Origin of the sequence: Vibrio sp. A1-1 (genome assembly GCF_021728175.1) — a bacterium.
Classification (GTDB): Bacteria; Pseudomonadota; Gammaproteobacteria; order Enterobacterales; family Vibrionaceae; genus Vibrio; species Vibrio diabolicus.
Genome location: NZ_JAKKCL010000002.1, coordinates 523,384 through 549,727, shown reverse-complemented (window position 1 = coordinate 549,727; position 26,344 = coordinate 523,384). Strand labels below are relative to the sequence as shown.

The window sequence follows — 26,344 nt, the reverse complement described above, 5'->3', positions numbered from 1 at the left end:
AACAAAAGAACTTCTTTAGAGGAATCAATAATGAAAAAATTAGCAGCGGTAATTTCAGCGTCTCTACTTATGGCTTCAGCAGCACAAGCAGAAGTATACGTTGGTGGTAAGATGGGTAAGTCATGGATGGAAGACGCGTGTGTAGCGGGCCAGGCTTGTGACAAAGACGACTCTACTCTTGGCGCTTTTGTTGGTTACGAAATGAATAAATACTTCGCAGTAGAAGCAGGTTTCGACAACATCGGTGATTTTAACCAAACTTCTTTCGGTGGCCATGTAGAAGCAATCACTCTTGCACCTAAATTCAGCCTACCAATCACTGAAGACATCGCACTTTACGGTAAAGTGGGTGGCGCTTACGTAATGTTTGATGGCAAAGATGATTACTCTTACCTAGGCGCAGCTGGCCTTGAGTTCAACCTAAGCCAAAACGTAACTGCTCGTGCGGAATACCAAACTCTGACTGATATCAGCAACGATGTAACTCGTGCGACAGGTAACACAGCAACACTGGGTGTTTCTTTCAAATTCGGCGGCAACGATGAGCCAGTAATCGTAGAAGAGCCAGTTGTTGTTGAAGAAGTGGTTGTAGAAGAAGTGGTAGAAGAGCCAGTAGTTGTAACGAAAACATTCGAAACTCAAACAATCGGCACTGGTAGCTTCGATCTAAACAGCACAACTCTAAAACCAGAGAGCGCTGCAAAACTTGATAACCTAGTTGCTTTCCTAAACGAGCACCCACAAGCGAACGTTGAAGTTGTAGGTTACACAGATACTTCTGGCCCAGCAGCTTACAACCTAAAAGTTTCTGAGAAACGCGCTGAATCTGTAGCTAACGCACTTGTTGAAAAAGGCATTGATTCATCACGTATTCAAGCGCGTGGCGAAGGTGAAAACAATCCAATCGCTTCAAACGACACTCGTGAAGGTCGTCAGCAAAACCGTCGCGTAGAAATCGTTGTTCCAGAATTTGAATACCAAGTTCAGCAATAAGCTTCTATCCGACCGTAGTATAGAAGACTAAAGCTGAAAGCCCCAAAGAGTTCGCTCTTTGGGGCTTTTTCATTTCTATTTGAAACGGACTGAAAAGTTAAAAACGGTAAACATCACTTGAGGTCAATGCTGTTTAAGCGCCCCATGAACGTTAGGATTTCCAAGTTGTCTTTATGTGCTTCTAGCAACGCTTTTTTGGTTTGCATGTAGGCGGCAAGCTTGCCGTATTTACTAATAGAGCGAACCACCGTTTTGTATTTGTAGTCACCGTCGTCATTGAACTCTCGCCACTTAGCGATGTAACACGTATCTCGGTTATCTGGGTTTTCAAGAGTGGGGTTAGGTTTGTGAACAATTTTTGGCTCAACGCTGTGTGGGAGTCTGGTCATGAGATAAGGATCCTTCAAAAGACGTCGCCAAAATTTGCCCCACATTTGCCGGCCTAATTCGTTTCTCAGCTTAATGGCTTTTTGTAAGCCTTTCTTTTCTCCAATACGAACAAACCCAACCGAGCGGTGCAATACCGTGTCCTCGGGGGTATGGATATGAATCTTAAAGGCAGTCTTGCCTTTAGAAATAAAGCGGTGTCCAGTGTTAGTTATTAAATTGCTCTTAGACATAGTGCTAACTAATAATTTTATTAATAGCTAAAAGGGTAAGCAAAACTCATAGATAATTAAAGTAATAAAATACAAAACTGTAAATAGGGCTTGTTGAAATGATTTCAAGGGGAAGAGGTCGGAACAGTAAAAGGTTTTATCTCGTCGAGTAAAGGAGCGAGGCGATCATATTGATTACTGAGGAAATTGTTTCACACGTTACTTGGAAACGCTCTGTGAAGCTCGAAATAGTGGATACAAAAAAGCCTTAGCTCAAGTGGGAGCTAAGGCTATGATATGGCGCCCCCAGTAGGATTCGAACCTACGACCTGTCCCTTAGGAGGGGACTGCGCTATCCAGCTGTGCCATGGGGGCGTAATACCAATAGTTGCAGTTCATTGAACCGTTTTACTGAATGCAAACCTAGTAACTTTGTTTAGGTCTTTATCAGTATCACTTTGAACGACTCACTACGGTCATTGGTATAATCAAATAAGATGCGCTGCCTATGATATTCAAAAGTGAGCATATCTCAAGACTTAATGTTTGCTTTTATAGGATCTTGTTCATTACGTCGCCAATTTGAACACTAGACGCTAAATTTGGCTGATCAATCGTTAGCTCGGCTTCGTGTTCGTATATACGTGATACCGTCAATGTAACTTCACTTTGCGATACTTTATTTCTTGGTAGTCCGTTTTGGTCGATAAATGATGCGGTGTGCCAGAGCTGCAATTTGTCTCCCTCTTTTACGCCATGAATACGGCCGAGATCCATCGTTACGGTATTGCCGAAGACAGCAACGACCTCTGGCAGCGTAATTTTGCAAGACAGCTCTGACTCTAGATCCAGCATGATATTGCGACTAACGCGTAGCATCATCTCGCCATAGGTCGACGCCCAAAAGCGCGCACTGCGAGTATCTACTTGGCTCGTTTTGGCAAATGGCCAACGCGCCACTTCACGGTAGGCTTTGTTGAAGACTTCATGGCCAGTTTTACCATCAAATACTTTCATCTCTAACGCAAACTGACGATTGATGATGTCATCTTGCAGTAGCTGAGATTCGACTGTCGCAGTGAGATCGGTAATGACTCCCCCTATGATGTATTGTGCGCCGTTATCTTGCGCGATCATTTGAGTACGAGCGGGATAGTTACTGCTAATTGAATAGTCCGTTGTACCCACAGACACAAAGCTGCGAGAGGTTTGATCCAGCTGGCGATTCACCACGCGGCTAAAATCGTCACCCACTTGGTAAATCTGTCCCATCACCGCTTGTTGTGGTGAGGCAACCTCAGTATTGCCGACAAGGATCGTCTTTTTGTATTGGTCGGTGTGGCAACCCGTTGCCGATGGATAAATATCGACGCGAATTTTTACCTCGACTTTACCTCGACGTTTACGCTCAGACTCGACCAAAATGTAACGGACTTCATGGTTGGTAAACTGGTACTCGTTACGGCTTTCTTCTAGTAGCGGCATCAAATTGCTAATACTGCCAATATCTGCGCCCGAAAAATTGACGGCTTTGAACAGCGCGTCTTCCAACGCATGGAGCCTTGCCGTCTCTTCTGAAGAAACGATAGTGGCAACGCCTGTTACTTCATACCAAGATGCCATTACTTTAAAAGGAACAAGCATCACTAAAGTGATTGAAAACAGACTGTTTAATATTTTTTTCATTGATTACAACCGTTCGGGTATAAATATTGCTTTAACAATTTCAGTGAAGTTTGGTGGATTTTTCTTCGTTAGGCAAACAAAGAAAAAGCAAAGACTGTTCCAATATTCACTTTCTTAGAAAGGAATTAATCAAGAACGGTATCACCTAAGATTATCTGGAGAATCAAACCATGAAAAAGTGGCTTGTCGCCGCATCGATGATGACGCTTCTGACATCGTGCGCGTACTCACCGATTTACAATGGTAAAGAACCGTACTCGGGAAGCCAGTTCATGCTTATGGATAGTCCACGTCATACGATGGACTTTTTTATTGAAAGCATGACCGAAGACCTGATGGTTTCTAATGTGGCGGTATCTGCGCGGACACCGATTGCGATTACCTCGTTTGTTGATCTACAAAATATGGATGCAACAAACTGGTTAGGCAACTCGGTCTCGGAAGGTTTTATCCATCAGTTCCAGCGCCGAGGGTTTAAAGTGGTTGATTTCAAAACTACGGGCTCTATCCAAGTGACGCAGCAGGGCGATTTTGCTTTAAGCCGTGATTGGCAAGATCTGGCGCAAGAGCAACAAATTCAGTATGTACTGACCGGTACGATGCTGCGCCAAGAGGGCGGGGTGCTCGTCAATGCACGTGTGGTCGGTATGCAGAGCCGTGTGGTTGTAGCAACGGCACAGGGTTTCCTTCCGGCTGACCGTATTGGTCGTGACTTAGATACGTTAAACAGTATCCGTACGCAAGATGGCGTGTTGATTCGCTCAGACCCAACCATTCGTCAGCCGTACACTGTGATTCTGCGTCCATAGGATAGAAGCATGAAGAAGTTATTATTTATTGTTGCCACACTGATATTGGTGGGGTGTCAGCCATTACAACAGATGCGTCAAGATGAAATCTTAGTGGCAGTGGGTTACGCCAGTGTCAGTGAGCAAACAGGTCGTACTGTTGAAGAGAAGCGTGTACGAGCGATGCGCGCATCAAAAATTGATGCGTACCGTGAACTGGCAGAACAAGTGTATGGTATGCGTGTTAGTGGACGTGCAGAACTGCAAGACCAGCGTTTGGGTATTGAAAGTACCACTGGTGCGGTCGATGGTGTGATTCGCGGTGCAGAAGTTGTGCGTAGTTATCTTGTTGAAGACAGTTATGTGACTGAGTTGCGTCTTGATATTCGTAAAATGGATAAGCTACGTGATTACGGAGAAGTTCAACAGGTGCCTGAGAAGCGTCAACAAACCTTGTTCTAATGCCCTAAGCACATTACTTCAGAAGACCAGATAATCTTTCCCGCGGCTGATTGGCAACAATGAGTCGCTTTTTTATATCTACATTCTAGAGATGGTGGGGTAGGAGTGACGTTTAGGCTTTTATATTGGTGCCAAGTGTCGAAATAGTGTGGGTTTTGCCACCGGCATTGTAGGTCATGCCTACTTTGCCATGAGTTCGCTGAAGCATGTTATTGAGTTTATTAAAACTCAGCTGTGCGCGACTAAGCGATTCACCATTTACTTTGTTGACTTGTTGACAGTCGAGGACGATCGATTGGATTTGAGCAACAACCTGACTTAGGTGCTCATCTTCAGTAAGTTGATTGACGTGCGGGTGAGAGGCGATTCGCTGATCAGTTGTTCTAAGCTGATCAATGAGTGTCATCTTCTGTTTGGCAATACTCTCAATCTCGGTAGAGACACGCGCAGTTATCGCTTGTGTTTCTTGACGCAAAACAGCAGAAAGTGCCTTAGCATTTTCTAGTTGGAAATTGACGAGATCGACTAATGCTGCCATAAAATACTTACCTTCGGCCTAAGTCAGTTAGCTTTTGCCTTGCAATTCGTTTTCAAACTTAATCATGTTGTCGGCCAATTTTTCAGGATCGACTTTGTATGAACCGTTTGTGATTGCTTCTTTGATTGCCGCCACTTTGGCGCTGTCATAGGCCGGAGAAGCTGCCATATCTTTTTGGAGTTTGCTAACGGCTTTGCTTTGCTGGCTGAGTGATACAGCGTCTTGTTGTGCGGGTGCTTTTTTCGATTCAGTCGTGCTGGTAGCATTGGAATCGTTACGCGCAGGTGCACGACTTGTCGTCGTCATCATTTGCCCTGAACGTATATTATCTATACCTGCCATGTTTAACCTTTGCCTTGTATCGTAATACTGGTATCCAGACTATCGACCAGTGCAAAAATAACTTTAGTCATTTTTTGCATTTTTATTGATCAGTTTAAACACGCTACCAGTGGGTATTAAAAATTAACAGTGATTTCCGCAATGCCAGTCACTATGCCTTCTATTATACGCTGTGACTTATCATTTTTCACTCTTACTTGATCGCCAGCCGCACCATCTTGCAATGCTGTGCCTTGCGTGGTGATTGTCATGCCAGAATTCACCGCTTTAATTGTGACCTTTTCATTCCGGCAAACGACACAGACATCATTACGCTCAACAACATCACCTAGGCGAACGTTGCGTTTTAGCTTTGCGCCAACCACTTGATCGTAGTTAGAAAAGCCATCTTTGCGAAAGCGCTGAAGCTCGATCATGGAAGTGGTGACATCCGACGCGCTGACGATTTCCCCTCTCCCTAGCGTTCGTGTTGCGACGATCATTGGCACCGATACAGAGATCCGTACAGGCACATAGACTTTCCAGTCATCCGGTGGGCATTCCACTAGAACATTGATGTTGCTTCGAGTACTGCTGGTGGAAGAAGCTGACGTATCTAGGGGCACTGGGCAATCCGTTGCTTTTATTCTCGAGTCGATATCTGCCGCATTAACAGATAGCTCGCCACCATCAGGCTGATCAACTGTAGCAAGAATATGTTGTTCTGCTGCCGTTTTTATTTGCTCGATCTGATTATCTGAAGCTGAATGAACAAAAAAGCTAAACATACTGAGCAAAATGCCGATAGACTTAGCGTACTTTGTAATTAGCGCTCTACATATTGTCATAGTCAATGGTGTCGAAGTGAAAGTGAAATACGCCATACTGTCTCCCTGGTATCGTGCTTGCCAGTGGTAGAGTATCATTTAAAAACAAAAAGTTTGAGATGGAGATGAGCATATGACGGGGATTCTTGACTCGGTGAATCAGCGTACGCAACTCGTCGGTCAGAACCGATTGGAATTATTGACCTTTCGACTGATGGGCCGACAGCGCTACGGCATTAACGTATTCAAAGTGAAAGAAGTACTGCAGTGCCCTAAGCTGACTTCAATGCCAAATCTACACCCGCTGGTAAAAGGTATCGCTCATATCCGCGGCCATACCGTGTCCGTTATTGATTTGAGCCTGGCAATTGGTGGCCGCCCAACCACTGATCTGGATAAATGTTTTGTTGTTATCGCAGAATTTAACCGTACGATCCAAGCATTTTTGGTATCATCGGTTGAGCGTATTATCAATATGCATTGGGAAGCGATTTTGCCGCCGCCAGACGGTGCGGGTAAAGCGCACTACTTGACCGCAGTGACGAACATCGACAACGAGCTGGTTGAAATCCTTGACGTTGAAAAAATCCTGGCGGAGATTGCGCCGGTTGATGAAACGATGGATTCCGCTATCGGTGAAGAAATCGCGCAAGCAGAACAAGAAAAGCCTATTGTACGCCGTATATTGATTGCCGATGACTCGACTGTCGCGCGTAAACAGGTAGAGCGTGCGATTACATCAATCGGTTTCGAGGTCGTATCTGTCAAAGATGGCAAAGAAGCGTACAATAAGTTGATTGAAATGGCTCAAGAAGGCAATATCTACGATCAAATTTCGTTGGTTATTTCCGATATTGAAATGCCAGAAATGGACGGCTATACCTTAACGGCTGAAATTCGCAGACATGCCGATTTGAAAGACCTTTATGTTATCCTCCATTCTTCATTAAGTGGTGTATTCAACCAGGCTATGGTTGAGCGTGTAGGTGCCAATACCTTCATTGCGAAATTTAACCCAGATGAATTGGGTAACGCGGTTAAATCTGCATTAACACAATAAAAGAGACATTAATGACTGCTATTACAATCAGTGATCAAGAGTATCGTGACTTTAGCCGTTTTCTAGAATCGCAATGTGGCATCGTGTTAGGTGATAGCAAGCAATACCTTGTGCGTAGCCGACTGAGTCCTTTAGTGACGAAGTTTAAGCTAGCATCGTTATCAGATTTGCTACGTGATGTTGTTACAGGGCGTAATCGTGAATTACGAGTGGCCGCTGTGGACGCGATGACGACTAACGAAACCTTGTGGTTTCGAGATACTTATCCGTTCACAGTTTTAGCTGACAAATTATTGCCAGAAGTAGCGGCAAGCAAGCGCCCAATCAAGATCTGGTCTGCAGCCAGTTCATCGGGCCAAGAGCCGTATTCTATTGCAATGACGATTCTGGAAACGCAACAGCGCAAGCCGGGTTTGTTACCAAACGTGTCTATTACAGCAACAGACATTTCAGCAAGTATGCTCGAGATGTGTCGTGCAGGTGTGTATGACAATTTGGCTCTAGGGCGCGGACTTTCACCAGAACGTCGCCGCACCTTCTTTGAGAATGCGGACGGTGGCCGTATGAAAGTCAAAGACAACGTCAAACGTTTGGTGAACTTTCGTCCACAAAACTTGATGGACAGTTATGCACTGATGGGTAAGTTCGACATTATTTTTTGTCGCAACGTGCTGATTTACTTCTCACCGGAAATGAAATCAAAAGTGCTTAACCAAATGGCGAGCAGCTTAAACCCAGGTGGTTATCTGCTGTTAGGGGCATCAGAGTCGCTAACTGGTCTGACTGATAAATTTGAAATGGTGCGCTGTAATCCGGGTATCATTTACAAGCTTAAATAGCGGTATCTCTTCATTGATAAAAAGCCTGACCTCGTGTCAGGCTTTTTTTGTTTGCTGGTTTCCTGCCTTCGAGTGTTTCCACGTTTTCACTTGCTAAATTGAAGCGCGATTTTGCTTTGTTCCCTCATCACGGTGTATCTTTATTAAGTGAACAAAGTGAAACGACATGACATTCCAGTCACTTTGGCTCACTTATTGCTATTCCAATGGGTGATAGCTATTAAGTAGATAGAGCGATTTATATTTTTGGCATGATAGTTGCTTTTTGGTTATCAATCACGGTCAGTTCTTAATTGTAGAGGCAAACATGGCTATATCTTTTGACAATGCACTAGGCATCCACCAGCACACGGTGGGCGTACGTGAGCGCAATGCTGAGGTGATTTCCACCAACATTGCACAAGCCAACACGCCTGGTTACAAAGCAAGAGGTTTAGACTTTGCGAAGGAATTGCAAGCGGCAACATCTGGGGCAAGCATTGGTCTTAGTCGTACGGATGGTCGGCATATTCCTGCCACTACAACGTTGGTCGGGGACAAGCTATATCGTCTTCCTACGCAACCTGATACGGGTGATGGCAATACGGTTGATTTGGATTTAGAGCGTAACTTGTTTATGCAAAACCAAATCAGACACCAAGCATCACTCGACTTTCTAGGCAGCAAATTCAAGAACTTAACCAAAGCAATCAAAGGGGAATAATTTAGATGAGCTTATTTAACGTTTTCAATGTGACAGGTTCCGCAATGAGCGCTGAATCCGTTCGTCTGAACACTACCTCAAGCAACTTGGCGAACGCCGACAGTGTCAGCAGCTCTGCAAAAGACACTTATAAAGCGCGCCATGCTGTGTTTGGAGCTGAGTTAAGTAACGCCATGCGTGGCGGTGATACGGTGCCAGTGAAAGTGATGGGCATTGTAGAAAGCGATAAACCGCTGAGTGCGGAGTACAACCCAGACCATCCCCTTGCAAACGAAGAAGGCTACATCTACAAGCCGAACGTGAATGTAATGGAAGAAATGGCGAACATGATTTCAGCTTCTCGCGCATACCAAACCAATGTGCAAGTAGCGGATTCTAGTAAACAAATGCTGCTGCGTACGCTGCAGATGGGTCAATAAGGATAAGGAGGTAGCGTATGGCCGGAATTAACAACGTTGGTCAAAGCGGCTTGTCCTATATCGACCAGCTTAAAAGTCTACAAGAGAGCAACAAGAAGACGGAAGAGAGCACGGGTAAGCAGGACCTAAAGCAGGAAGACTTCTTATCATTGCTCACGAAGCAATTGTCTCAACAGGACCCTTTTAAGCCGGTAAGTAATGACCAGATGATTGCGCAAATGGCTTCATTTGCGACCGTTGATGGCATTGGCAAGATGAACACTCAGTTTGAGAGTTTGAACTCGTCAATGACATCAAACCAAGCGTTACAAGCTTCCTCTTTGGTAGGACGTGACGTATTGGTCCCAGGAGCGGCAGGTGTGAAGCAGGACGACGCGCCAATGGCGGCAATGGTTAAGCTTTCACAATCTATCGATAATCTGTTTGTTCGTGTAGAGGATGAAGCTGGCCAACTGGTTCGTACTTTTGAGGTAGGGGCGAAACCAGCCGGCGACACGCGTGTGCTTTGGGACGGTAAAGATGAAAGCGGAAATCCACTGCCTGCTGGCAAATACAAAGTGAAAGCGTCTGGCTTGGTTGAAGGGGAGTCGCAAGAGTTCCCAGTATCGACATATGCCAACGTAAATAGCGTATTGCTCGGCAAAGGTGACGGAAACGTATTACTCAATCTGGCTGGTTTTGAATCGCCAGTTCGACTTGCAGAAGTATTGGAAGTCGGCAAAGCGTAGTCATAGCTCGCTAGATTAGGAGATTTTGGAATGTCATATGTATCTTTAAGCGGTTTGTCCGCCGCACAACTGGATTTGAACACCACCAGTAACAACATTGCGAACGCCAACACATACGGCTTTAAAGAGTCCCGTGCTGAGTTTGCTGATGTTTACTCTAACTCTTTATTTACTAATGCAAAAACCACTCCGGGTGGTGGTGCGCAAGCAAGCCAAGTGGCGCAGCAGTTCCATGAAGGCTCAAGCATTTACACCAACAACCCAATGGATTTGCGTGTTTCGGGTACAGGTTTCTTCGCCGTGGCGAAGGAGCGTCTGACTCCACAACAGAATGAACTGACACGTAATGGTGCATTCCATTTAAATAAAGAAAACTACATGGTGACCGCGAACGATGAGTTCTTATTAGGTTACCAAGTTGATCCAAGCTCTGGTGAGGTTTCTTCATACGAGCCACAACCTATCAATATTCCTGCTGAATTTGGTAAGCCAAAGCAAACAGCAAACATTGAAGTGGGCGTGAACTTGCCAGCTAACGGCGATTTGAAAGATCCGACTCAGTTTGATTTTTCAGACCCAGATACATACAACCGTTCAACCTCTTCGACTATTTATGACTCGATGGGTCAGTCTTACAAGCTAACGACGTACTACTTGAAAGATCAGACTCAGCCAAACACGTGGAACACTTACTACACCGTGACAGATAAAGAAGGTGAAAAGCCTTTAAATGTTGCGGCAGGTGATGCACAAACGCCAACAGGCCATGTGGGTCATACCATGAAGTTCAACAACGATGGTACGTTGGCGAGCTTGAACAATGGTCAGCCAATTACGTCTGTGGCACTGGGCGATCCGGCGACGAACACGACACCAGTCGATATGAATGGTGCCGATCCTGCGCAGACGCTTAACTTCGGTTTAGGCTCGGCAACACAGTTTGCTGCTCCGTTCGAACTGACCAAGTTCGATGAAGACGGTGCAACAACGGGCTTCCTAACCAAGGTTGACTTCGATGAAAACGGCAGCGTAATGGGGACTTACTCAAACGGTGAAAACGTCACATTGGGTCGTGTCGCGCTAGTACGTGTTCCAAACGAGCAAGGTCTGGATAAGAAGGGCGGTACGCAATGGGATTCAACTCAGTTCTCTGGTGACAAGATTTGGGGTGAATCTAACAAAGGCTCTTTCGGCACCATCAACAACGGTATGCTGGAACAGTCAAACATTGATATGACGCAGGAGCTGGTGGACCTGATTTCTGCTCAGCGTAACTTCCAAGCAAACTCACGTTCGCTAGAAGTGCACAACCAGCTACAACAAAATATCCTGCAGATCCGATAATCTGCATCATCAAGTTAGGCGCGCTTTCGCCGCTTGGCTTGATAACATCATGACATTCATCTGATGCTTAGCCTGAAAATACCTCAGTTCAGGCTAAGCATGCTTTGATCTCTGATTTGCCGCCGTTGCCGCCATGTGGATCAAAACCTTGCCCCTTGTTGCAGTTTTCTGCCACTGAAACCCCTCTTAATCTTTTGTTTCTTATTTAAATATTTGATAAATAAGCTCATTTTATGTTGGCATAACTATTGCTTTTACTCCGTGTACAGAGAAGTTTTTGGAGTAATTTATGGATCGCGCACTGTTTCTCGCAATGAGTGGGGCCAAGCAAAATATGCAGGCACTACAATTGCGTGCTAATAACTTGGCTAACGTAAGCACGACAGGGTTTCGTGCGGATTTAGCACAGGCTCGCTCAATGCAGGCTTATGGTGAAGGCCATCCTTCACGTGTGTTCAGCATGACAGAGCGTCCAGGGCATAACTTTGCTCAAGGTAGCGTGATTACAACAGGGCGTGATCTGGATGTGACGATTGAAGGCAGCGGCTGGATATCGGTACTCGATCACACGGGTAAAGAAGGGTTGACCCGTAACGGTAACCTAAAAGTCGATCAAAATGGCATGCTTACTAACGCAAGTGGCCATTTGGTGCTGGGTGAAAACGATGCGCCGATTACTTTGCCTATCCCTCTCTCTAAAATTGAAATCGGTCGGGATGGCACCATCTCTGTGCTTCCTCAAGGTGCCCCGGCGGAAGAATTCCAAGCGGTTGATCGCATCAAGCTTGTTAAGCCTAATGATCAAAGCTTATTTAAAGACACCAATGGCTTATTTCGCCATAAAACTCCAAACCAACCTTACGAAGCAGACGCTACTGTTAGCCTCCAGACAGGAGCGATTGAAGGCAGTAACGTGAATGCCGTAGGTGAAATGACCGCATTGATTGACTTACAACGTCAGTTTGAAATGCAAGTCAAGGTGATGAGCACAGCTGAAGAAATGGATAAATCTTCAGATTCACTGCTTCGTATGAGTTAACAGAGTTAGAGGTTCACTATGCATCCAGCACTATGGGTAAGTAAAACAGGTCTAGACGCCCAACAAACCAACATTGCCACGATTTCGAACAACTTGGCGAATGCCTCTACTGTCGGCTACAAAAAGAGCCGTGCGGTATTCGAAGATTTGTTCTATCAGAACATCAACCAGCCTGGCGGCCAATCATCTCAGAACACTGAGCTTCCGAGTGGCTTGATGCTAGGTGCGGGTTCTAAAGTGGTTGCGACGCAAAAAGTGCACACGCATGGTAATGCGCAGACAACGACCAACGCACTGGACATGATGGTTGAAGGCGACGGCTTCTTCCAAGTGACGTTGCCGGATGGCAACATCGGTTACACCCGTAACGGTCAGTTCACGTTAAATGGTGAAGGCACGTTAGTCACGTCGGGTTCTGGCTACCCTGTAGAACCTGAAATTGTGATTCCAGAAGATGCGATTTCTATCACTGTCGGTACGGATGGTGAAGTATCGGTTCGAGTCCGTGGTCAGCAAGACAACCAAGTCGTTGGTCAGCTAACCATTACAGACTTTGTTAACCCAGGAGGCCTAGAGCCAATTGGCCAGAACCTTTACTTACCAACGGGTGCCAGTGGCGATCCACAAGAAGGTGTTCCTGGTTTGGACGGTTTGGGTGAAATCCGTCAATCCATGCTGGAAGCGTCTAACGTGAATGTAACGGAAGAGTTGGTCAACATGATCGAAGCCCAGCGCGTTTACGAAATGAACTCAAAAGTGATCTCGTCAGTCGATAAGATGATGAGCTTTGTTAACCAGCAGTTATAACGGTTAAGAGCAAGAATTGAGGAGCTCACGATGAAACGTATTTGTCTACTTGCTTTGATTGCCACGATGTCGGGTTGTGCCATGTTAGAGCCGATTGAAACGGATGAAGTGACACAAGCAACGACGGTGGTTGATGCGGTAGAAGGCGATAAATCGAAAGAAGAGAGCAGCGGTATCGTGGATACACTGCGTGGCAGAAGCGATCCGGTTGCGGGTGATCCTGCATGGGCTCCGATTCATCCGAAAAAGAAACCTGAGCATTATGCTGCTGCAACAGGCTCACTGTTTAGCGCTGAGCACATTACCGATCTTTACGACGATTCCAAGCCACGTGGTATTGGCGACATTATTACTGTGACACTGGATGAGACTACCAGCGCCACGAAAAGCGCCAATGCCGATTTATCGAAAACCAATGAAGCGCAAATGGACCCGCTTCAAGTGGGCGGAGAAGAGCTGCAAATTGGTGGCAAATACAATTTCTCTTATGACTTAAATAACTCAAACTCATTTGCGGGTGACTCTTCTGCTAAGCAGAGTAACAGCATCAGTGGTTACATTACTGTTGAGGTGATTGAAGTTTTGGCAAATGGCAACCTCGTTATCCGTGGAGAAAAATGGATGACGCTTAATACGGGTGATGAGTACATACGTTTAAGCGGCACTATTCGTCCGGATGACATTAGTTTCGACAATACTATTGCATCAAACCGCGTTTCTAACGCAAGAATTCAGTACTCTGGCACCGGTGTACAACAAGATATGCAAGAGCCGGGTTTCTTGGCACGATTCTTTAATGTAGCGCTATAACACGCCGTGCTGACGGCAATTTGACTGCAAGAGATAAGTAAGCATGAAAAAACTCCTTTTAATACTGATGAGCGTTGCTCTGTTTGCTACCGCTGCCCAAGCTGCACGTATCAAAGACGTCGCGCAAGTGGCAGGTGTACGAAGCAACCAACTCGTGGGTTATGGTTTGGTTTCAGGCTTACCTGGCACAGGCGAAGCGAACCCGTTTACGGAGCAAAGTTTCGCCGCCATGCTGCAAAACTTCGGCATTCAGATGCCGCCGGGCACAAAGCCGAAAATAAAAAACGTTGCCGCAGTCATGGTAACGGCAGAGTTGCCGCCATTCTCTAAACCAGGTCAGCAAGTAGACGTGACAGTCTCTTCTATCGGTAGTGCCAAAAGTTTGCGTGGTGGTACGCTACTACAAACGTTCCTCAAAGGTCTCGACGGTCAAGTTTACGCGGTTGCTCAAGGTAACTTAGTGGTGAGCGGTTTCAGTGCTGAAGGCGCTGACGGTTCCAAAATCGTAGGTAACAATCCAACCGTTGGTCTTATCTCTAGTGGTGCGACAGTAGAGCGCGAAATTCCAAACCCATTTGGTCGTGGCGATTACATCACGTTCAACTTGCTTGAGTCAGATTTCACAACGGCTCAACGTATGGCGGATGCGGTAAACAACTTCCTTGGCCCACAAATGGCGAGTGCAGTAGACGCGACGTCGGTACGTGTACGTGCCCCTCGTGATGTCAGCCAGCGTGTGGCGTTCTTATCGGCAATTGAAAACCTAGAGTTCGACCCAGCAGATGGCGCAGCCAAAATCATCGTTAACTCTCGCACGGGTACCATCGTAGTTGGTAAACATGTTCGCCTTAAACCTGCTGCGGTAACGCATGGTGGCATGACGGTTGCGATCAAAGAAAACCTGAATGTTAGCCAACCGAACGGCTTTTCTGGTGGGCAAACCGTTGTCGTGCCAGACTCGGATATCGAAGTTAGCGAAGAGCAGGGCAAGATGTTTAAGTTCGAGCCAGGCTTAACGTTGGATGATTTGGTCCGTGCTGTTAACCAAGTCGGCGCAGCGCCGTCGGATTTGATGGCTATCTTGCAAGCATTGAAACAAGCTGGCGCCATTGAAGGCCAGTTGATCATCATTTAATGGTTAGGAGGTAGGTATAATGAACAATCCTAACGACATTGGTTTTATTCATGACATCAGTTCGCTGGATACCCTGCGTCAAAAAGCAGTGAAAGAAGGTAAAGATGGCGAGCAAGAAGCACTGCGTGCAGCGGCTCGTCAGTTCGAATCTATTTTCACCTCCATGATGTTGAAATCCATGCGAGAAGCCAACGAGGGCTTTGAGTCCAACATGATGAACAGCCAGAACGAGAAGTTCTACCGACAAATGCTGGATGAGCAGATGGCGAGTGAGCTCAGTTCGTCTGGTTCAATGGGCTTGGCCGATATGATTGTTAAGCAATTAACGGCTGGGCAAGGTAACGACAAGAGTGAAACGGCAATGCGTGATGCGGCAAATAATGCCGTGGAATATCGTCGTGTTGACCCGAAAAAAGCGCGTGAGATTGAACAGCGCTTGATTGAATCTGGTCAGCTATCTCGACCAAGCAATGAACCAACTCGATTCGATTCGCCAGAATCTTTTGTTAACTCGATGAAGCGATACGCGGAGAAAGCCGCGAAAGCCCTAGGTGTCGAGCCATCTCTGCTACTTGCGCAAGCGGCTTTGGAAACCGGGTGGGGACAAAAGGTAGTGAAGAACGCGCGTGGCAGCAGCAACAACTTATTTAACATCAAAGCAGATCGAAGCTGGCAGGGTGACAAAGTGACGACTCAAACGCTAGAGTTCCACGATAATACGCCAGTGAAAGAGACGGCAGCGTTTCGCGCCTACTCAAATTACGAAGACAGCTTTAATGACTTTGTGCGCTTTTTAAATGACAACCCACGTTACGAGACGGCATTGCAACAGCGAGGGAATTCAGAGTCCTTCATTCGCGGCATCCACAGCGCGGGTTACGCGACCGATCCGAATTACTCAGACAAAGTCCTGCAGGTGAAGCAGAAAATCGAAAGTATGTAATTTACTCTTCGCCAGTTAATGTTGTTTTCGAAGGCTTGCCACAGTGTAAGCCTTTACTTTTTCTGAACATTCACACCTCTCTTTTATTTGGCACACCTTTTGCTTTGATGTGTATAGGTGATCGGTTTTGCCGATTTTATTTCGTTTTTGGGGGCATGTATGGCGTCAGATCTTCTGAATGTAGGTACTCAAAGTGTGCTTACTGCTCAGAGACAATTAAACACCACTGGTCATAACATTTCTAATGTTAATACAGAGGGTTATAGCCGCCAGTCTGTTATCCAAGGTACGAATGATCCGCGCATGTTTGGTGGTTCTACCTACGGCATGGGTGTGCATGTGGAAAATGTTCGCCGCTCGTGGGATCAGTTTGCCGTGAATGAACTGAACCTGTCGTCGACCAACAATGCCAACAAAACGGATACCCAAGACAATCTTGATATGCTCTCTAGCATGTTGAGCTCTGTGGCATCGAAGAAAATTCCAGAGAACTTGAATGAGTGGTTCGATGCGGTCAAAACCATGGCAGATACCCCGAACGATTTGGGGGCACGGAAAGTGGTATTGGAAAAGGCGAAAATCTTCTCTGATACATTAAATGACTTCCATGAAACTGTGCGATTGCAATCTGACGTGACCAATAAAAAATTGGATATGGGCATTGAACGCGTGAACCAACTTGCCTTGGAAATCCGCGATGTGCATCGGTTAATGATGCGCACACCCGGTCCACACAATGATTTGATGGACCAGCATGAAAAGCTGGTTACTGAGCTATCTGAGTACACCAAAGTAACCGTAACCCCACGCAAAAATGCGGAAGGATTTAATGTTCACATCGGCAATGGGCACACGCTAGTTTCTGGCACGGAAGCAAGCCAGCTCAAAATGATTGACGGCTATCCTGATGTTCACCAAAGACGATTAGCGATGGTGGAAGGAGATGGCATTAAAGCGATCAAGTCTGACGACATGGATGGCAAAATCGGTGCCTTGCTTGAAATGCGCGACAAACACATTCCGCAACTTCAGGATGAAATGGGCCGTTTAGCGACGGGCTTTTCCTACAAAATTAATCAGCTGCAATCTCAAGGCCTGGATCTTAACGGTAAGATAGGTAAAGACGTATTTACCGACGTGAACTCTGAGCTGGTGGCAAAATCTCGAGTTTTTGCTGCGCCTGACTCTCAAGCAGATGTTGCGGTTTACATTGATGATATTTCAGCGATCAAAGGTGGTGAATATTCGCTACGTTATGATGGCGACCAGTATAGCGTGACAACACCGAAAGGTGAGCAAATGTCGTTGAACATTGATCAATCGGATTCTTCGTTTGTTCTGGATGGTATGAAAGTGCAAATCGGTGAAGGTCTTGCCGCTGGTGAGCGCGTATTATTGCGCCCAACACGAAGTGGCGCAGCCATCATCAAGATGGAAACCAATGATGCAAAAGCCATTGCAGCGCAAAGTTATGAAGCTTCAACCACTTTTGCTCAAGGTAACGCCAAGTTCAAAATTCGTGAGGCGGGGGATGTCAAAGAGTTTGAGGTCACCGTACAACCAGCCGACGAGAAACATGATAAGCCGTGGTTAAAGATCACGGACAACAAAGGCAATTTGCTATCGGACAAATACTCATACCCGCTAGACAAAGATAACCCGATGATTGAAATCTCAGTGCCGAAAAGTCATCCGCTGTATAAAAACGGCGATGCAACCGTGTTTGAGTTGAGCGAAGGTGCGCTGATGAATGACAAGTTCACCGCGAACTTGGTGCCTTCGGAAGGTGGTAATGGCAACTTGAGAAAAATGCAGAAGATCCAAACAGATAAGATGATGGACGGAAAATCCAGTACTTTGATTGATGTTTATCACAACCTCAATACCGAAGTCGGATTGAAATCTTCTACAGCAAACCGATTAGCCTCTGTCGCTCGCTTAGAGCATGAGGCGGCACAAGAGCGCGTTGCTTCTATCTCTGGCGTTAACCTCGATGAAGAAGCGGCCAACATGATGAAGTTTCAACAAGCGTACATGGCTTCATCACGTGTGATGCAAGCGGCGAATGATACCTTCAATACCATTTTACAACTGAGGTAAGGAGAAGAGATAAGTGCTAACCCGAATTTCTAGTTTCCATAACTATCAGTCCGTACAAAATGATTTGCGTCGTCAAGAGAATAAGGTTCACCATAACCAAGAGCAACTTGCTTCAGGGAAAAAGTTACTGAAACCTAGCGACGATCCCCTTGCGTCGCATTACATTCAAAATATTAGTCAGCAACAAGAACAGCTACAACAATACCTTAGCTCAATAGTGTTGGTGCGTAATCGTCTAGAAAACCACGAAGTTAATATCGCCAATGCAGAGAATTTTGTCGACGAGTCGAAGCGCTTAACGATGGAGATGATTAACGGTGCGTTTTCTGCGGAAGACCGACAAGCAAAGAAGCGTGAGCTAGAAGAGATTGCGAACAACTTCCTTAACTTAGTGAACTCGCAAGATGAATCTGGTAACTACGTGTTTGCTGGCACTAAGCCAAAAAGCCAACCATTCTATCGCGATAAAGACGGTAGTGTTCAGTACGCTGGAGACGATTACCAGCGCAAAATGAAAGTCTCCAGCATGCTTGAGATGCCAATGAACGATCCTGGCAGCAAGCTGTTTATGGAGATACCAAACCCATTTGGCGATTATCAGCCGAATTACGATCTACAAAATGGCTCTGAGTTGCTATTAAATAGAGCCACTAACGTTGATACGAAGGATGATGCCGCGTATCGCGTGACATTTGTCGATATGAACAACGGCAAATTTGGTTACCAACTAGAGCGTAACGGTAAAGTCGTGGATGCCGATGAGTTTTCTCCAGAAAAAGGCATTGAGTACAAAGGCCTGAAAGTGCACGTAAAAGGTCAAATTACGCCTGGCGACAGCATCGAGATCGAAAAGCGGGCAGAGTTCAGCATTTTCGATACCTTCAAGGATGCAATGGCGTGGTCAGATAAATCGGTGTCGGATACGTCGGCGACCGCCAAATTGCACCAAATGACAGAAGAATTTCACGCTGCTTTTATCCATTTGAATAAAGCGCGTACTGATGCCGGAGCTCGATTGAGCACGCTCGATATCCAAGAGCAAAACCACGAAGACTTTAATTTGTCTCTGGCGAAAGCGAAGAGCAACTTTGAGGATTTGGATTACTCTAAAGCCGTTATCGAGTTCAGTGAAAACTCGCGAGCGTTACAGGCATCGCAACAAGCATTCGGTAAGACCAAAAATCTAACGTTGTTTAACTACATCTAGTATGACACTCATACACAGTGTCTGATTTTGATGCCTTATGTGCAAAGCCTTAAGCGCGATAAATCGACGTAAATTGAGAGTCATGCTATGCGGCACGATTTTACCCAAAGCGGCAATGACGCGAGAGGCAAGTCGGCGGCAACAAAGTAGCGGTCAATATCTATGAAGCAAGATGAGCCTCATTATCCGGAAATGGTTTAGTGATAACGCTAACTTATTGTTTATGTGCTTCTTTTAAAAGCGGTGAAATAAATTTTATAAGTTGGCACACAAATTGTATTGAAAATATCAGAACAGATTTAGAGATTCTAAACCCTGCGTTTAAGGCAGATTTAGCAAGTAATTTTTACGGTCAGTGCTTATCCAAATGAGAGTAAAGCTGGCCGCTTCGCAAAAGCTTGCGAACTCAAAAGGAGAGCAAAATGGCTGTAACAGTTAGTACTAACGTCTCCGCGATGACCGCGCAGCGTTACCTAAACAAAGCGACTGACGAATTAAATACGTCGATGGAGCGCTTATCTTCAGGACATAAGATTAACAGTGCAAAAGATGATGCGGCAGGTCTACAGATCTCTAACCGCTTAACTGCACAGTCTCGTGGTCTAGATGTCGCAATGCGTAACGCGAACGATGGTATCTCGATTGCACAAACCGCTGAAGGTGCGATGAATGAGGCAACATCTGTCATGCAACGTATGCGTGACCTTGCTATCCAATCATCGAACGGTACTAACTCTCCGGCTGAGCGTCAGGCGATCAACGAAGAGTCAATGGCATTGATTGACGAGCTAAACCGTATCGCAGAAACCACGTCATTCGGTGGCCGTCGTCTATTGAACGGCTCATTCGGTGAAGCGGCATTCCAGATTGGTGCGAGCTCAGGTGAAGCAATGATCATGGGGCTAACCAGCATTCGTGCGGACGATACTCGCATGGGCGGTGTGACCTTCTTATCGGAAAACGGTAAAGATAAAGATTGGGGCGTTGACCCAGCTAAATCGGACCTAAAAATCACTTTGCCAGGTATGGGTGAAGACGAAGACGGCAATGTCGATGATCTAGAAATCAACATTAATGCAAAAGCAGGTGACGACATCGAAGAGCTTGCTACGTACATTAATGGTCAGTCTGATATGATCAACGCGTCTGTAAGTGAAGATGGCAAGTTACAAGTTTTTGTTGCACATCCAAACGTTCAGGGTGAGATTTCAATTTCGGGTGGATTGGCGTCTGAGCTTGGTTTGAGCGATGAACCTCTTAGAACATCAGTACAAGATATTGATATGACAACCGTACAAGGTTCTCAAAACGCTATCTCTGTGCTGGATTCGGCACTGAAATACGTGGATTCACAACGTGCGGACTTGGGTGCGAAGCAAAACCGTCTGAGCCACAGCATCAACAACTTGGCAAACATCCAAGAAAACGTTGACGCGTCGAACAGCCGAATTAAAGACACGGACTTTGCGAAAGAAACCACGCAAATGACCAAAGCACAAATTTTGCAACAAGCAGGTACATCGATTCTTGCTCAAGCGAAACAGTTGCCAAACTCTGCAATGTCACTATTGCAGTAGTTTACTTAGCCTGTACTCAATACATTCAGACGTGGATGGGAATGCAGGCTTTTGGCAAGCAACTTTATAATAGAATGAGCGGCTCTCTCATCTCTCACCTGCCAATTATTTTCAATGTAAAGTTGCACTCGGTATGCCGGAAATGTGTTCATTTCTCTTGATCTCCACATAGGCTCTGGCGACCAACCTAGCCCCAGTTCTCTCAAAGGAAAAGGGGCTTTTTCTTTTCTAATTCTCACGTCTATCGTCTGCGAACTTACCTTTAATTGTTTCCTTTTGCTGGTTTTCTATACAATTTAGCCCTCTCGGCTCGATTTGTGGAAACTTGAGCACTTTTTCTTACTTTTCTTCAATTTTATTAGCTAAATCTCGCAATGTTATTTTTTTAAATTTTTTTCTAAAGCTTCTGAATTTGGTGTCGTTAATAGAGGTAACTTTGAGAGAACTACTTGGTTTTCCGAGACGTCGGAAACCGCTACACCGGAAAATCAATTGGAGAAATCACCATGGCAGTGAATGTAAACACTAACGTATCAGCGATGACCGCTCAGCGTTACCTAAACAACGCAAACTCAGCTCAACAAACTTCTATGGAGCGTTTGTCTTCAGGTTTTAAAATCAACAGCGCAAAAGATGACGCTGCGGGTCTACAAATCTCGAACCGTTTGAACGTACAAAGCCGTGGTTTGGATGTGGCGGTTCGCAACGCGAACGACGGTATTTCAATTGCACAAACCGCTGAAGGTGCAATGAACGAGACCACTAACATTCTTCAACGTATGCGTGACTTGTCTCTACAATCAGCAAACGGCTCAAACTCGAAATCAGAGCGTGTGGCGATTCAAGAAGAAGTGACCGCGCTAAATGACGAACTAAACCGTATCGCAGAAACCACGTCTTTCGGTGGTAACAAGCTACTAAACGGCACACACGGTGCGAAATCGTTCCAAATCGGTGCGGATAACGGTGAAGCCGTGATGCTTGAGCTAAAAGACATGCGCTCAGACAACAAAATGATGGGCGGTGTGAGCTACCAAGCTGAAAGTGGTAAAGGTAAAGACTGGAACGTTGCTGAAGGTAAGAACGACCTAAAAATCAACCTAACGGACAGCTACGGCCAAGAGCAAGAAATCAACATCAGCGCAAAAGCGGGTGACGATATCGAAGAGCTTGCGACTTACATTAACGGTCAAACTGACCTAGTGAAAGCCTCAGTAGACCAAGACGGTAAACTGCAAATCTTTGCTGGCAACAACAAAGTCGAAGGCGAAGTCGAGTTTTCAGGCGGCCTATCTGGCGAGCTAGGTTTGGGCGAAGGTAAAAAAGTAACGGTAGATACTATCGACGTAACCTCAGTTGGTGGCGCACAAGAATCTGTCGCTATCATCGATGCGGCACTGAAATACGTAGACAGCCACCGCGCAGAGCTGGGTGCATTCCAGAACCGTTTCAACCATGCAATCAGCAACTTGGACAACATTAACGAGAACGTGAACGCGTCGAAGAGCCGTATCAAAGATACTGACTTCGCGAAAGAAACGACTCAAATGACCAAGTCACAAATTCTATCGCAAGCGTCAAGCTCAATCCTTGCGCAAGCGAAACAAGCGCCAAACTCAGCGCTAAGTCTGCTAGGTTAATCACCTTAATAAGACAAGATACAAAAGCCAGGCTCATCCCTGGCTTTTTTGCTTATCGGCTATTAACGATTTAGATGCGTCCCAACAGGATGTTCGACAAGGCACTCATATCGATTAGATGGTCTCTTTAAATACCAATGTTGCCGCGATGGTGGCGCAGAGACACCTGAGTCAAGCGGCAGCGCAAAACGTCGAGTCACAACGCAACCTAACTTCTGGTTTTCGAATTAACTCGGCGAGTGATGATGCGGCAGGTTTACAGATATCGAATACTCTCCATGTGCAAACGAGAGGGCTTGATGTCGCCTTAAGAAATGCGCACGATGCTTATTCGGTCGCGCAAACCGCGGAAGGCGCGTTACATGAGAGCAGTGATATTTTGCAACGGTTACGCTCTCTAGGGCTTCAAGCGGCAAATGGTAGTTACGATACCAGTGACCGACAAAGCATCCAATACGAGGTCGTAGCGCTGCAGGATGAGCTTGATCGTGTCGCGATCACGACAACATTTGCGGATAAAAATTTATTTGATGGTTCTTATGGCTCGCAAAGCTTTCATATTGGCGCGAACGCTAATTCAATCTCTTTGACGTTACGTAACATGCGTAGCCATATCCCAGAGATGGGAGGGCAGCATTATGTTGGTGATGCGGTCGATAAAGATTGGCGAGTCACTAAAGATAACCAAACTCTAAAAGTCGAATACCAAGACAGTAAAGGGCAAACCCAAACGGAATCCATTGGGCTCAAATTGGGTGATCGCATAGAACAGGTCGCCACTTACATCAATGCTCAACAATCGGTAGTGAGTGCCTCAGTAACGGAAAAAAATGAACTGCAATTCTTTGCCTCTACGATGAATACGCCAGAAGGAGTGGAGTTAGAAGGCAGTTTAGCGGATGAGCTTGATATAAGCACTGGTCAATTAGTCACAATGGATGACATCGATATGTCGACGGCTGGTAAGGCGCAGCTTTCAATTGGGGTGATTGATGCAGCGATCAAGTACGTTGATTCGCACCGAAGTGAAATTGGCAGCTTTCAGAATCGTGTAAATGGTTCGGTGGATAACTTAAATACCGTGAATCGGAGTGTTACGGAATCCAAGAGTCGAATAAGAGATACAGACTTCGCAAGAGAATCTACGGAAATGGTGCGTTCTCAAGTGCTCCAAGATGCGACAACTGCGTTATTGGCTCAGGCAAAACAAAGGCCGAGTTCGGCACTTGGTCTACTCAGTTGAATCTGGTAAGAAAGCATAAACTTCAGGTAATAAAAAACGCTGCCAATGGCAGCGTTTTTTCGTGTTCGGCTAAGTAAAAATTACTTAGTTACACGTAGAACTGGAGTTTCACCAACAGTTACAGAACCAGAAAGCTTGTTTAGCTCTTTGATTTCGTCCATGTTAGAGATAACAACTGGAGTTAGCGTTGACTTCGCTTTCTCTTCTAGAAGAGCTAGATCGAATTCAATTACAGTGTCGCCAGCTTTAACAGTTTGACCTTCTTCAGCGATACGCGTGAAGCCTTCGCCTTTTAGTTCAACTGTGTCGATACCGAAGTGAACGAAAAGCTCAACACCGTCGTCAGACTCGATAGAGAATGCGTGGTTAGTTTCGAAGATCTTACCGATAGTACCGTTTACAGGAGCTACCATTTTGTTGCCTGCTGGCTTGATAGCAATACCGTCACCAACGATTTTCTCAGCGAAAACAACATCTGGCACGTCTTCGATGTTTACAATCTCACCAGAAAGTGGCGCGATGATTTCGATAGCACCAGCGTCAGCGCTGTCATCAGATACAAGCTTCTTAAGTTTGTCAAACAGACCCATTGTGTCATGCTCCTAAGGTTTGGTTTTATTCTGTCGAATTATAGTATACCAATATAGCGCATTAGACGACTTTTTTCGCCGTCTAATGACCATTAAGTATTGAATTACTTGGTACTACCGATTACTGAGCTTTCTCAGCAATAAACTTTTCTACCACTGCTTCGATTTCTGCAGCTGTTGGTAAAGAAAGGGCTTCTTCAGCCATTGCTTTCACTTCTGCGAAGTTAGAGTTACGAACTACTTTCTTCACTTTAGGGATTGAAATGCCGCTCATTGAGAACTCGTCCAGACCCATACCTAGAAGTAGAAGCGTTGCACGCTCGTCACCTGCAAGCTCACCACACATACCAGTCCATTTACCTTCTGCGTGAGAAGCGTCAATAACTTGCTTGATCACGGTTAGTACTGCTGGTGATAGTGGGTTGTAAAGATGAGAGATCATCTCGTTACCACGGTCTACCGCTAGCGTGTACTGAGTTAGGTCGTTTGTACCGATAGAGAAGAAAGATACTTCCTTCGCTAAGTGGTGTGCAATCGCTGCAGCTGCAGGAGTTTCAACCATAACACCGATTTCGATGTTTTCGTCGAATGTGTGGCCTTCAGCGCGTAGCTCTTCTTTGTACTCTTCGATCGCTTTCTTAAGCTCACGGATTTCTTCAACAGAGATGATCATTGGGAACATGATACGCAGTTTACCGTGTGCAGACGCACGTAGGATGCCACGTAGCTGATCACGAAGGATTTCACGACGATCCAGACTGATACGTACAGCACGCCAGCCTAGGAATGGGTTCATCTCTTTTGGAAGATCCATGTATGGGAGATCTTTATCGCCGCCGATATCCATTGTACGGATGATCACAGCTTGACCGTTCATTGCTTCTGCAACTTCTTTGTACGCTTGGTACTGTTCTTCTTCAGTTGGAAGTGCAGTACGGTCCATAAATAGGAATTCAGTACGGTACAGACCAACACCTTCACCGCCGTTACGGAGGATACCGTCACAGTCTTTCACTGTACCGATGTTACCGCAAACTTCTACACGGTGGCCGTCAGTCGTTTCTGCGTGCAGGTCTTTCAGTTTCGCTAGCTCTTCTTTTTCAGCTAGGAATGCCGCTTTAACCGCTTTTGCTTCTTCTAGCTCAGCTTCTGATGGGTTAACAACAATCTTGTTGTTCATCGCGTCAAGAATCAGCATATCGCCATTCTTAACTTTTTTCGTGATGTCGTTAGTACCAACGATAGCTGGAAGCTCAAGAGAGCGAGCCATGATTGAAGTGTGAGATGTACGACCGCCGATATCACAAGCAAAACCAAGAACGTAGTCTAGGTTAATCTGTGCCGTTTCAGATGGTGTTAGGTCGTAAGCAACTAGGATAACTTCTTCATTGATGTCGCTAAGCGAAACAATGTTGATACCCAGTGCGTTTTTCACAAAACGAGAACCGATATCGCGGATGTCAGTTGCACGTTCTTTTAGGTATTCGTCATCTAGTGACTCAAGAGCACATGCTTGCTCTTCGATAACTGAGTGGATAGCGTGATCCGCAGTCATCTTGTCGTTTTTGATAAGTGCTAGGATCTCTTCTTCTAGCTCTTCGTCTTCAAGAAGCATGATGTGACCTTCAAAGATCGCTTCTTTTTCTTCACCAAACGTTTCAAGCGCTTTTTGCTTGATAGTTTCTAGCTGAGCTGCAGATTTGTTACGAGCGTCGAAGAAACGCTGAACTTCAGCTTCTACTTGATCGTCAGAAATAGTGTTTGTGTTTAGGACAATTTCATCTTCTTGAAGTAGTAGTGCTTTACCGATTGCAATACCAGGAGATGCTAGGATGCCTGAAATCATAGCCTTACCTTAAGTTTGGTCAACTTTATAAAACGGGAGAATAATGGGTGCGCTAACGAATAGTTTTAGCTTAGTTTTGAGCCTATTTCCAACGAAGCCA

General features: G+C 45.6%; 26 protein-coding genes and 1 tRNA gene. 19 read left to right on the top strand and 8 right to left on the bottom strand.

Features of this window, described 5'->3' with window-relative positions; genetic code table 11:
* The first annotated feature begins 30 nt into the window (after nucleotides 1-30).
* Entirely contained in the window at nucleotides 31-993 is a 963-nt protein-coding gene (locus L3V30_RS06555; RefSeq protein ID WP_006743033.1) for an OmpA family protein, read from the top strand.
* Nucleotides 994-1,106: 113 nt separating this feature from the next.
* Here L3V30_RS06555 and L3V30_RS06550 read toward each other — a convergent pair whose 3' ends face one another.
* The 3 genes from L3V30_RS06550 to L3V30_RS06540 all read right to left on the bottom strand — a co-directional run bounded on the left by L3V30_RS06550 (nucleotide 1,107) and on the right by L3V30_RS06540 (nucleotide 3,278).
* A complete protein-coding gene (locus L3V30_RS06550; RefSeq protein WP_031780328.1) occupies nucleotides 1,107-1,613 on the bottom strand; it encodes a hypothetical protein in 507 nt (168 codons plus the stop codon).
* Between the two features lie 277 nt (nucleotides 1,614-1,890).
* A tRNA-Arg gene (locus L3V30_RS06545) sits at nucleotides 1,891-1,967 on the bottom strand.
* Nucleotides 1,968-2,144: 177 nt separating this feature from the next.
* Nucleotides 2,145-3,278 (bottom strand): flagellar assembly protein FlgT, encoded by a 1,134-nt coding sequence (locus tag L3V30_RS06540; RefSeq protein ID WP_237308550.1) that lies wholly within the window; start codon nucleotides 3,276-3,278, stop codon nucleotides 2,145-2,147.
* 170 nt (nucleotides 3,279-3,448) lie between these two features.
* Here L3V30_RS06540 and L3V30_RS06535 point away from each other — a divergent pair, with 170 nt between their 5' ends.
* Complete coding sequence (locus L3V30_RS06535) at nucleotides 3,449-4,087, top strand: FlgO family outer membrane protein (RefSeq protein ID WP_005382013.1); 639 nt, start codon at nucleotides 3,449-3,451, stop codon at nucleotides 4,085-4,087.
* A 9-nt stretch (nucleotides 4,088-4,096) separates the two neighbouring features.
* Nucleotides 4,097-4,528 (top strand): flagellar assembly lipoprotein FlgP, encoded by a 432-nt coding sequence (flgP, locus tag L3V30_RS06530; protein ID WP_005382014.1) that lies wholly within the window; start codon nucleotides 4,097-4,099, stop codon nucleotides 4,526-4,528.
* Nucleotides 4,529-4,640: 112 nt separating this feature from the next.
* On the opposite strand, the gene flgN is transcribed toward flgP, so the two are convergent.
* From flgN to flgA, 3 genes are all read right to left on the bottom strand, one after another.
* Complete coding sequence (flgN, locus tag L3V30_RS06525; RefSeq protein WP_046874280.1) at nucleotides 4,641-5,066, bottom strand: flagellar export chaperone FlgN; 426 nt, start codon at nucleotides 5,064-5,066, stop codon at nucleotides 4,641-4,643.
* A gap of 27 nt (nucleotides 5,067-5,093) precedes the next feature.
* The gene (gene flgM, locus L3V30_RS06520) at nucleotides 5,094-5,408 is read right to left on the bottom strand and encodes a flagellar biosynthesis anti-sigma factor FlgM (protein WP_005382018.1); all 315 of its coding nucleotides are present in this window, start codon (nucleotides 5,406-5,408) and stop codon (nucleotides 5,094-5,096) included.
* Between the two features lie 116 nt (nucleotides 5,409-5,524).
* Complete coding sequence (flgA, locus tag L3V30_RS06515; RefSeq protein WP_005393139.1) at nucleotides 5,525-6,271, bottom strand: flagellar basal body P-ring formation chaperone FlgA; 747 nt, start codon at nucleotides 6,269-6,271, stop codon at nucleotides 5,525-5,527.
* A gap of 76 nt (nucleotides 6,272-6,347) precedes the next feature.
* On the opposite strand from flgA, the gene L3V30_RS06510 reads away from it, so the two are divergent.
* The 16 genes from L3V30_RS06510 (at nucleotide 6,348) to L3V30_RS06435 (ending at nucleotide 23,808) form a co-directional block, all read left to right on the top strand.
* Entirely contained in the window at nucleotides 6,348-7,274 is a 927-nt protein-coding gene (locus L3V30_RS06510) for a chemotaxis protein CheV (protein WP_005382022.1), read from the top strand.
* A gap of 11 nt (nucleotides 7,275-7,285) precedes the next feature.
* A complete protein-coding gene (locus L3V30_RS06505) occupies nucleotides 7,286-8,113 on the top strand; it encodes a protein-glutamate O-methyltransferase (RefSeq protein ID WP_005382024.1) in 828 nt (275 codons plus the stop codon).
* A 307-nt stretch (nucleotides 8,114-8,420) separates the two neighbouring features.
* The gene (gene flgB / locus L3V30_RS06500; protein WP_005382026.1) at nucleotides 8,421-8,816 is read left to right on the top strand and encodes a flagellar basal body rod protein FlgB; all 396 of its coding nucleotides are present in this window, start codon (nucleotides 8,421-8,423) and stop codon (nucleotides 8,814-8,816) included.
* Nucleotides 8,817-8,821: 5 nt separating this feature from the next.
* A complete protein-coding gene (gene flgC / locus L3V30_RS06495) occupies nucleotides 8,822-9,235 on the top strand; it encodes a flagellar basal body rod protein FlgC (RefSeq protein ID WP_005393132.1) in 414 nt (137 codons plus the stop codon).
* Nucleotides 9,236-9,252: 17 nt separating this feature from the next.
* Complete coding sequence (gene flgD, locus L3V30_RS06490) at nucleotides 9,253-9,963, top strand: flagellar hook assembly protein FlgD (RefSeq protein WP_005393125.1); 711 nt, start codon at nucleotides 9,253-9,255, stop codon at nucleotides 9,961-9,963.
* 30 nt (nucleotides 9,964-9,993) lie between these two features.
* Nucleotides 9,994-11,307 (top strand): flagellar hook protein FlgE, encoded by a 1,314-nt coding sequence (gene flgE / locus L3V30_RS06485; RefSeq protein ID WP_005393123.1) that lies wholly within the window; start codon nucleotides 9,994-9,996, stop codon nucleotides 11,305-11,307.
* 289 nt (nucleotides 11,308-11,596) lie between these two features.
* On the top strand, nucleotides 11,597-12,346 hold the full coding sequence (gene flgF / locus L3V30_RS06480; RefSeq protein ID WP_237308549.1) for a flagellar basal-body rod protein FlgF: 750 nt from the start codon (nucleotides 11,597-11,599) through the stop codon (nucleotides 12,344-12,346).
* Between the two features lie 18 nt (nucleotides 12,347-12,364).
* The gene (gene flgG, locus L3V30_RS06475) at nucleotides 12,365-13,153 is read left to right on the top strand and encodes a flagellar basal-body rod protein FlgG (RefSeq protein ID WP_005382032.1); all 789 of its coding nucleotides are present in this window, start codon (nucleotides 12,365-12,367) and stop codon (nucleotides 13,151-13,153) included.
* A 30-nt stretch (nucleotides 13,154-13,183) separates the two neighbouring features.
* Nucleotides 13,184-13,963 (top strand): flagellar basal body L-ring protein FlgH, encoded by a 780-nt coding sequence (gene flgH / locus L3V30_RS06470; RefSeq protein WP_006743029.1) that lies wholly within the window; start codon nucleotides 13,184-13,186, stop codon nucleotides 13,961-13,963.
* 43 nt (nucleotides 13,964-14,006) lie between these two features.
* A complete protein-coding gene (locus L3V30_RS06465; protein ID WP_145532375.1) occupies nucleotides 14,007-15,098 on the top strand; it encodes a flagellar basal body P-ring protein FlgI in 1,092 nt (363 codons plus the stop codon).
* Between the two features lie 16 nt (nucleotides 15,099-15,114).
* The gene (gene flgJ, locus L3V30_RS06460; RefSeq protein ID WP_237308578.1) at nucleotides 15,115-16,041 is read left to right on the top strand and encodes a flagellar assembly peptidoglycan hydrolase FlgJ; all 927 of its coding nucleotides are present in this window, start codon (nucleotides 15,115-15,117) and stop codon (nucleotides 16,039-16,041) included.
* A 159-nt stretch (nucleotides 16,042-16,200) separates the two neighbouring features.
* Nucleotides 16,201-18,141: a flagellar hook-associated protein FlgK gene (flgK, locus tag L3V30_RS06455; RefSeq protein ID WP_012842055.1), complete on the top strand. Its 1,941-nt coding sequence runs from the start codon at nucleotides 16,201-16,203 to the stop codon at nucleotides 18,139-18,141.
* Between the two features lie 13 nt (nucleotides 18,142-18,154).
* Nucleotides 18,155-19,348 carry a flagellar hook-associated protein FlgL gene (gene flgL, locus L3V30_RS06450; RefSeq protein WP_237308548.1) on the top strand — a complete coding sequence of 398 codons (1,194 nt, stop codon included), beginning with the start codon at nucleotides 18,155-18,157 and terminating at the stop codon, nucleotides 19,346-19,348.
* A gap of 422 nt (nucleotides 19,349-19,770) precedes the next feature.
* Nucleotides 19,771-20,925 carry a flagellin gene (locus tag L3V30_RS06445; RefSeq protein ID WP_006743025.1) on the top strand — a complete coding sequence of 385 codons (1,155 nt, stop codon included), beginning with the start codon at nucleotides 19,771-19,773 and terminating at the stop codon, nucleotides 20,923-20,925.
* A gap of 506 nt (nucleotides 20,926-21,431) precedes the next feature.
* Nucleotides 21,432-22,565, top strand: coding sequence for a flagellin (locus tag L3V30_RS06440; RefSeq protein ID WP_005393103.1), 1,134 nt, complete (start codon nucleotides 21,432-21,434; stop codon nucleotides 22,563-22,565).
* A 118-nt stretch (nucleotides 22,566-22,683) separates the two neighbouring features.
* Nucleotides 22,684-23,808 carry a flagellin gene (locus tag L3V30_RS06435; protein WP_134647980.1) on the top strand — a complete coding sequence of 375 codons (1,125 nt, stop codon included), beginning with the start codon at nucleotides 22,684-22,686 and terminating at the stop codon, nucleotides 23,806-23,808.
* Nucleotides 23,809-23,888: 80 nt separating this feature from the next.
* On the opposite strand, the gene crr is transcribed toward L3V30_RS06435, so the two are convergent.
* Nucleotides 23,889-24,398 carry a PTS glucose transporter subunit IIA gene (gene crr, locus L3V30_RS06430; protein ID WP_005382041.1) on the bottom strand — a complete coding sequence of 170 codons (510 nt, stop codon included), beginning with the start codon at nucleotides 24,396-24,398 and terminating at the stop codon, nucleotides 23,889-23,891.
* Nucleotides 24,399-24,519: 121 nt separating this feature from the next.
* Nucleotides 24,520-26,244 (bottom strand): phosphoenolpyruvate-protein phosphotransferase PtsI, encoded by a 1,725-nt coding sequence (gene ptsI, locus L3V30_RS06425; RefSeq protein ID WP_237308547.1) that lies wholly within the window; start codon nucleotides 26,242-26,244, stop codon nucleotides 24,520-24,522.
* Nucleotides 26,245-26,344 lie beyond the last annotated feature (100 nt).

Bases quoted from the DNA above. Each gene is read 5' to 3' on its own strand.
- ptsI (WP_237308547.1), bottom strand. From the start codon at position 26,244: ATGATTTCAGGCATCCTAGCATCTCCTGGTATTGCAATCGGTAAAGCA.
- L3V30_RS06445 (WP_006743025.1), top strand. From the start codon at position 19,771: ATGGCTGTAACAGTTAGTACTAACGTCTCCGCGATGACCGCGCAGCGT.
- flgN (WP_046874280.1), bottom strand. From the start codon at position 5,066: ATGGCAGCATTAGTCGATCTCGTCAATTTCCAACTAGAAAATGCTAAG.
- L3V30_RS06465 (WP_145532375.1), top strand. From the start codon at position 14,007: ATGAAAAAACTCCTTTTAATACTGATGAGCGTTGCTCTGTTTGCTACC.
- flgA (WP_005393139.1), bottom strand. From the start codon at position 6,271: ATGGCGTATTTCACTTTCACTTCGACACCATTGACTATGACAATATGT.
- flgB (WP_005382026.1), top strand. From the start codon at position 8,421: ATGGCTATATCTTTTGACAATGCACTAGGCATCCACCAGCACACGGTG.
- L3V30_RS06505 (WP_005382024.1), top strand. From the start codon at position 7,286: ATGACTGCTATTACAATCAGTGATCAAGAGTATCGTGACTTTAGCCGT.
- flgH (WP_006743029.1), top strand. From the start codon at position 13,184: ATGAAACGTATTTGTCTACTTGCTTTGATTGCCACGATGTCGGGTTGT.
- L3V30_RS06435 (WP_134647980.1), top strand. From the start codon at position 22,684: ATGGTCTCTTTAAATACCAATGTTGCCGCGATGGTGGCGCAGAGACAC.
- L3V30_RS06550 (WP_031780328.1), bottom strand. From the start codon at position 1,613: ATGTCTAAGAGCAATTTAATAACTAACACTGGACACCGCTTTATTTCT.
- flgP (WP_005382014.1), top strand. From the start codon at position 4,097: ATGAAGAAGTTATTATTTATTGTTGCCACACTGATATTGGTGGGGTGT.
- crr (WP_005382041.1), bottom strand. From the start codon at position 24,398: ATGGGTCTGTTTGACAAACTTAAGAAGCTTGTATCTGATGACAGCGCT.
- L3V30_RS06510 (WP_005382022.1), top strand. From the start codon at position 6,348: ATGACGGGGATTCTTGACTCGGTGAATCAGCGTACGCAACTCGTCGGT.
- flgD (WP_005393125.1), top strand. From the start codon at position 9,253: ATGGCCGGAATTAACAACGTTGGTCAAAGCGGCTTGTCCTATATCGAC.
- flgM (WP_005382018.1), bottom strand. From the start codon at position 5,408: ATGGCAGGTATAGATAATATACGTTCAGGGCAAATGATGACGACGACA.
- flgC (WP_005393132.1), top strand. From the start codon at position 8,822: ATGAGCTTATTTAACGTTTTCAATGTGACAGGTTCCGCAATGAGCGCT.
- flgF (WP_237308549.1), top strand. From the start codon at position 11,597: ATGGATCGCGCACTGTTTCTCGCAATGAGTGGGGCCAAGCAAAATATG.
- flgE (WP_005393123.1), top strand. From the start codon at position 9,994: ATGTCATATGTATCTTTAAGCGGTTTGTCCGCCGCACAACTGGATTTG.
- flgK (WP_012842055.1), top strand. From the start codon at position 16,201: ATGGCGTCAGATCTTCTGAATGTAGGTACTCAAAGTGTGCTTACTGCT.
- flgG (WP_005382032.1), top strand. From the start codon at position 12,365: ATGCATCCAGCACTATGGGTAAGTAAAACAGGTCTAGACGCCCAACAA.
- L3V30_RS06440 (WP_005393103.1), top strand. From the start codon at position 21,432: ATGGCAGTGAATGTAAACACTAACGTATCAGCGATGACCGCTCAGCGT.
- L3V30_RS06535 (WP_005382013.1), top strand. From the start codon at position 3,449: ATGAAAAAGTGGCTTGTCGCCGCATCGATGATGACGCTTCTGACATCG.
- L3V30_RS06540 (WP_237308550.1), bottom strand. From the start codon at position 3,278: ATGAAAAAAATATTAAACAGTCTGTTTTCAATCACTTTAGTGATGCTT.
- L3V30_RS06555 (WP_006743033.1), top strand. From the start codon at position 31: ATGAAAAAATTAGCAGCGGTAATTTCAGCGTCTCTACTTATGGCTTCA.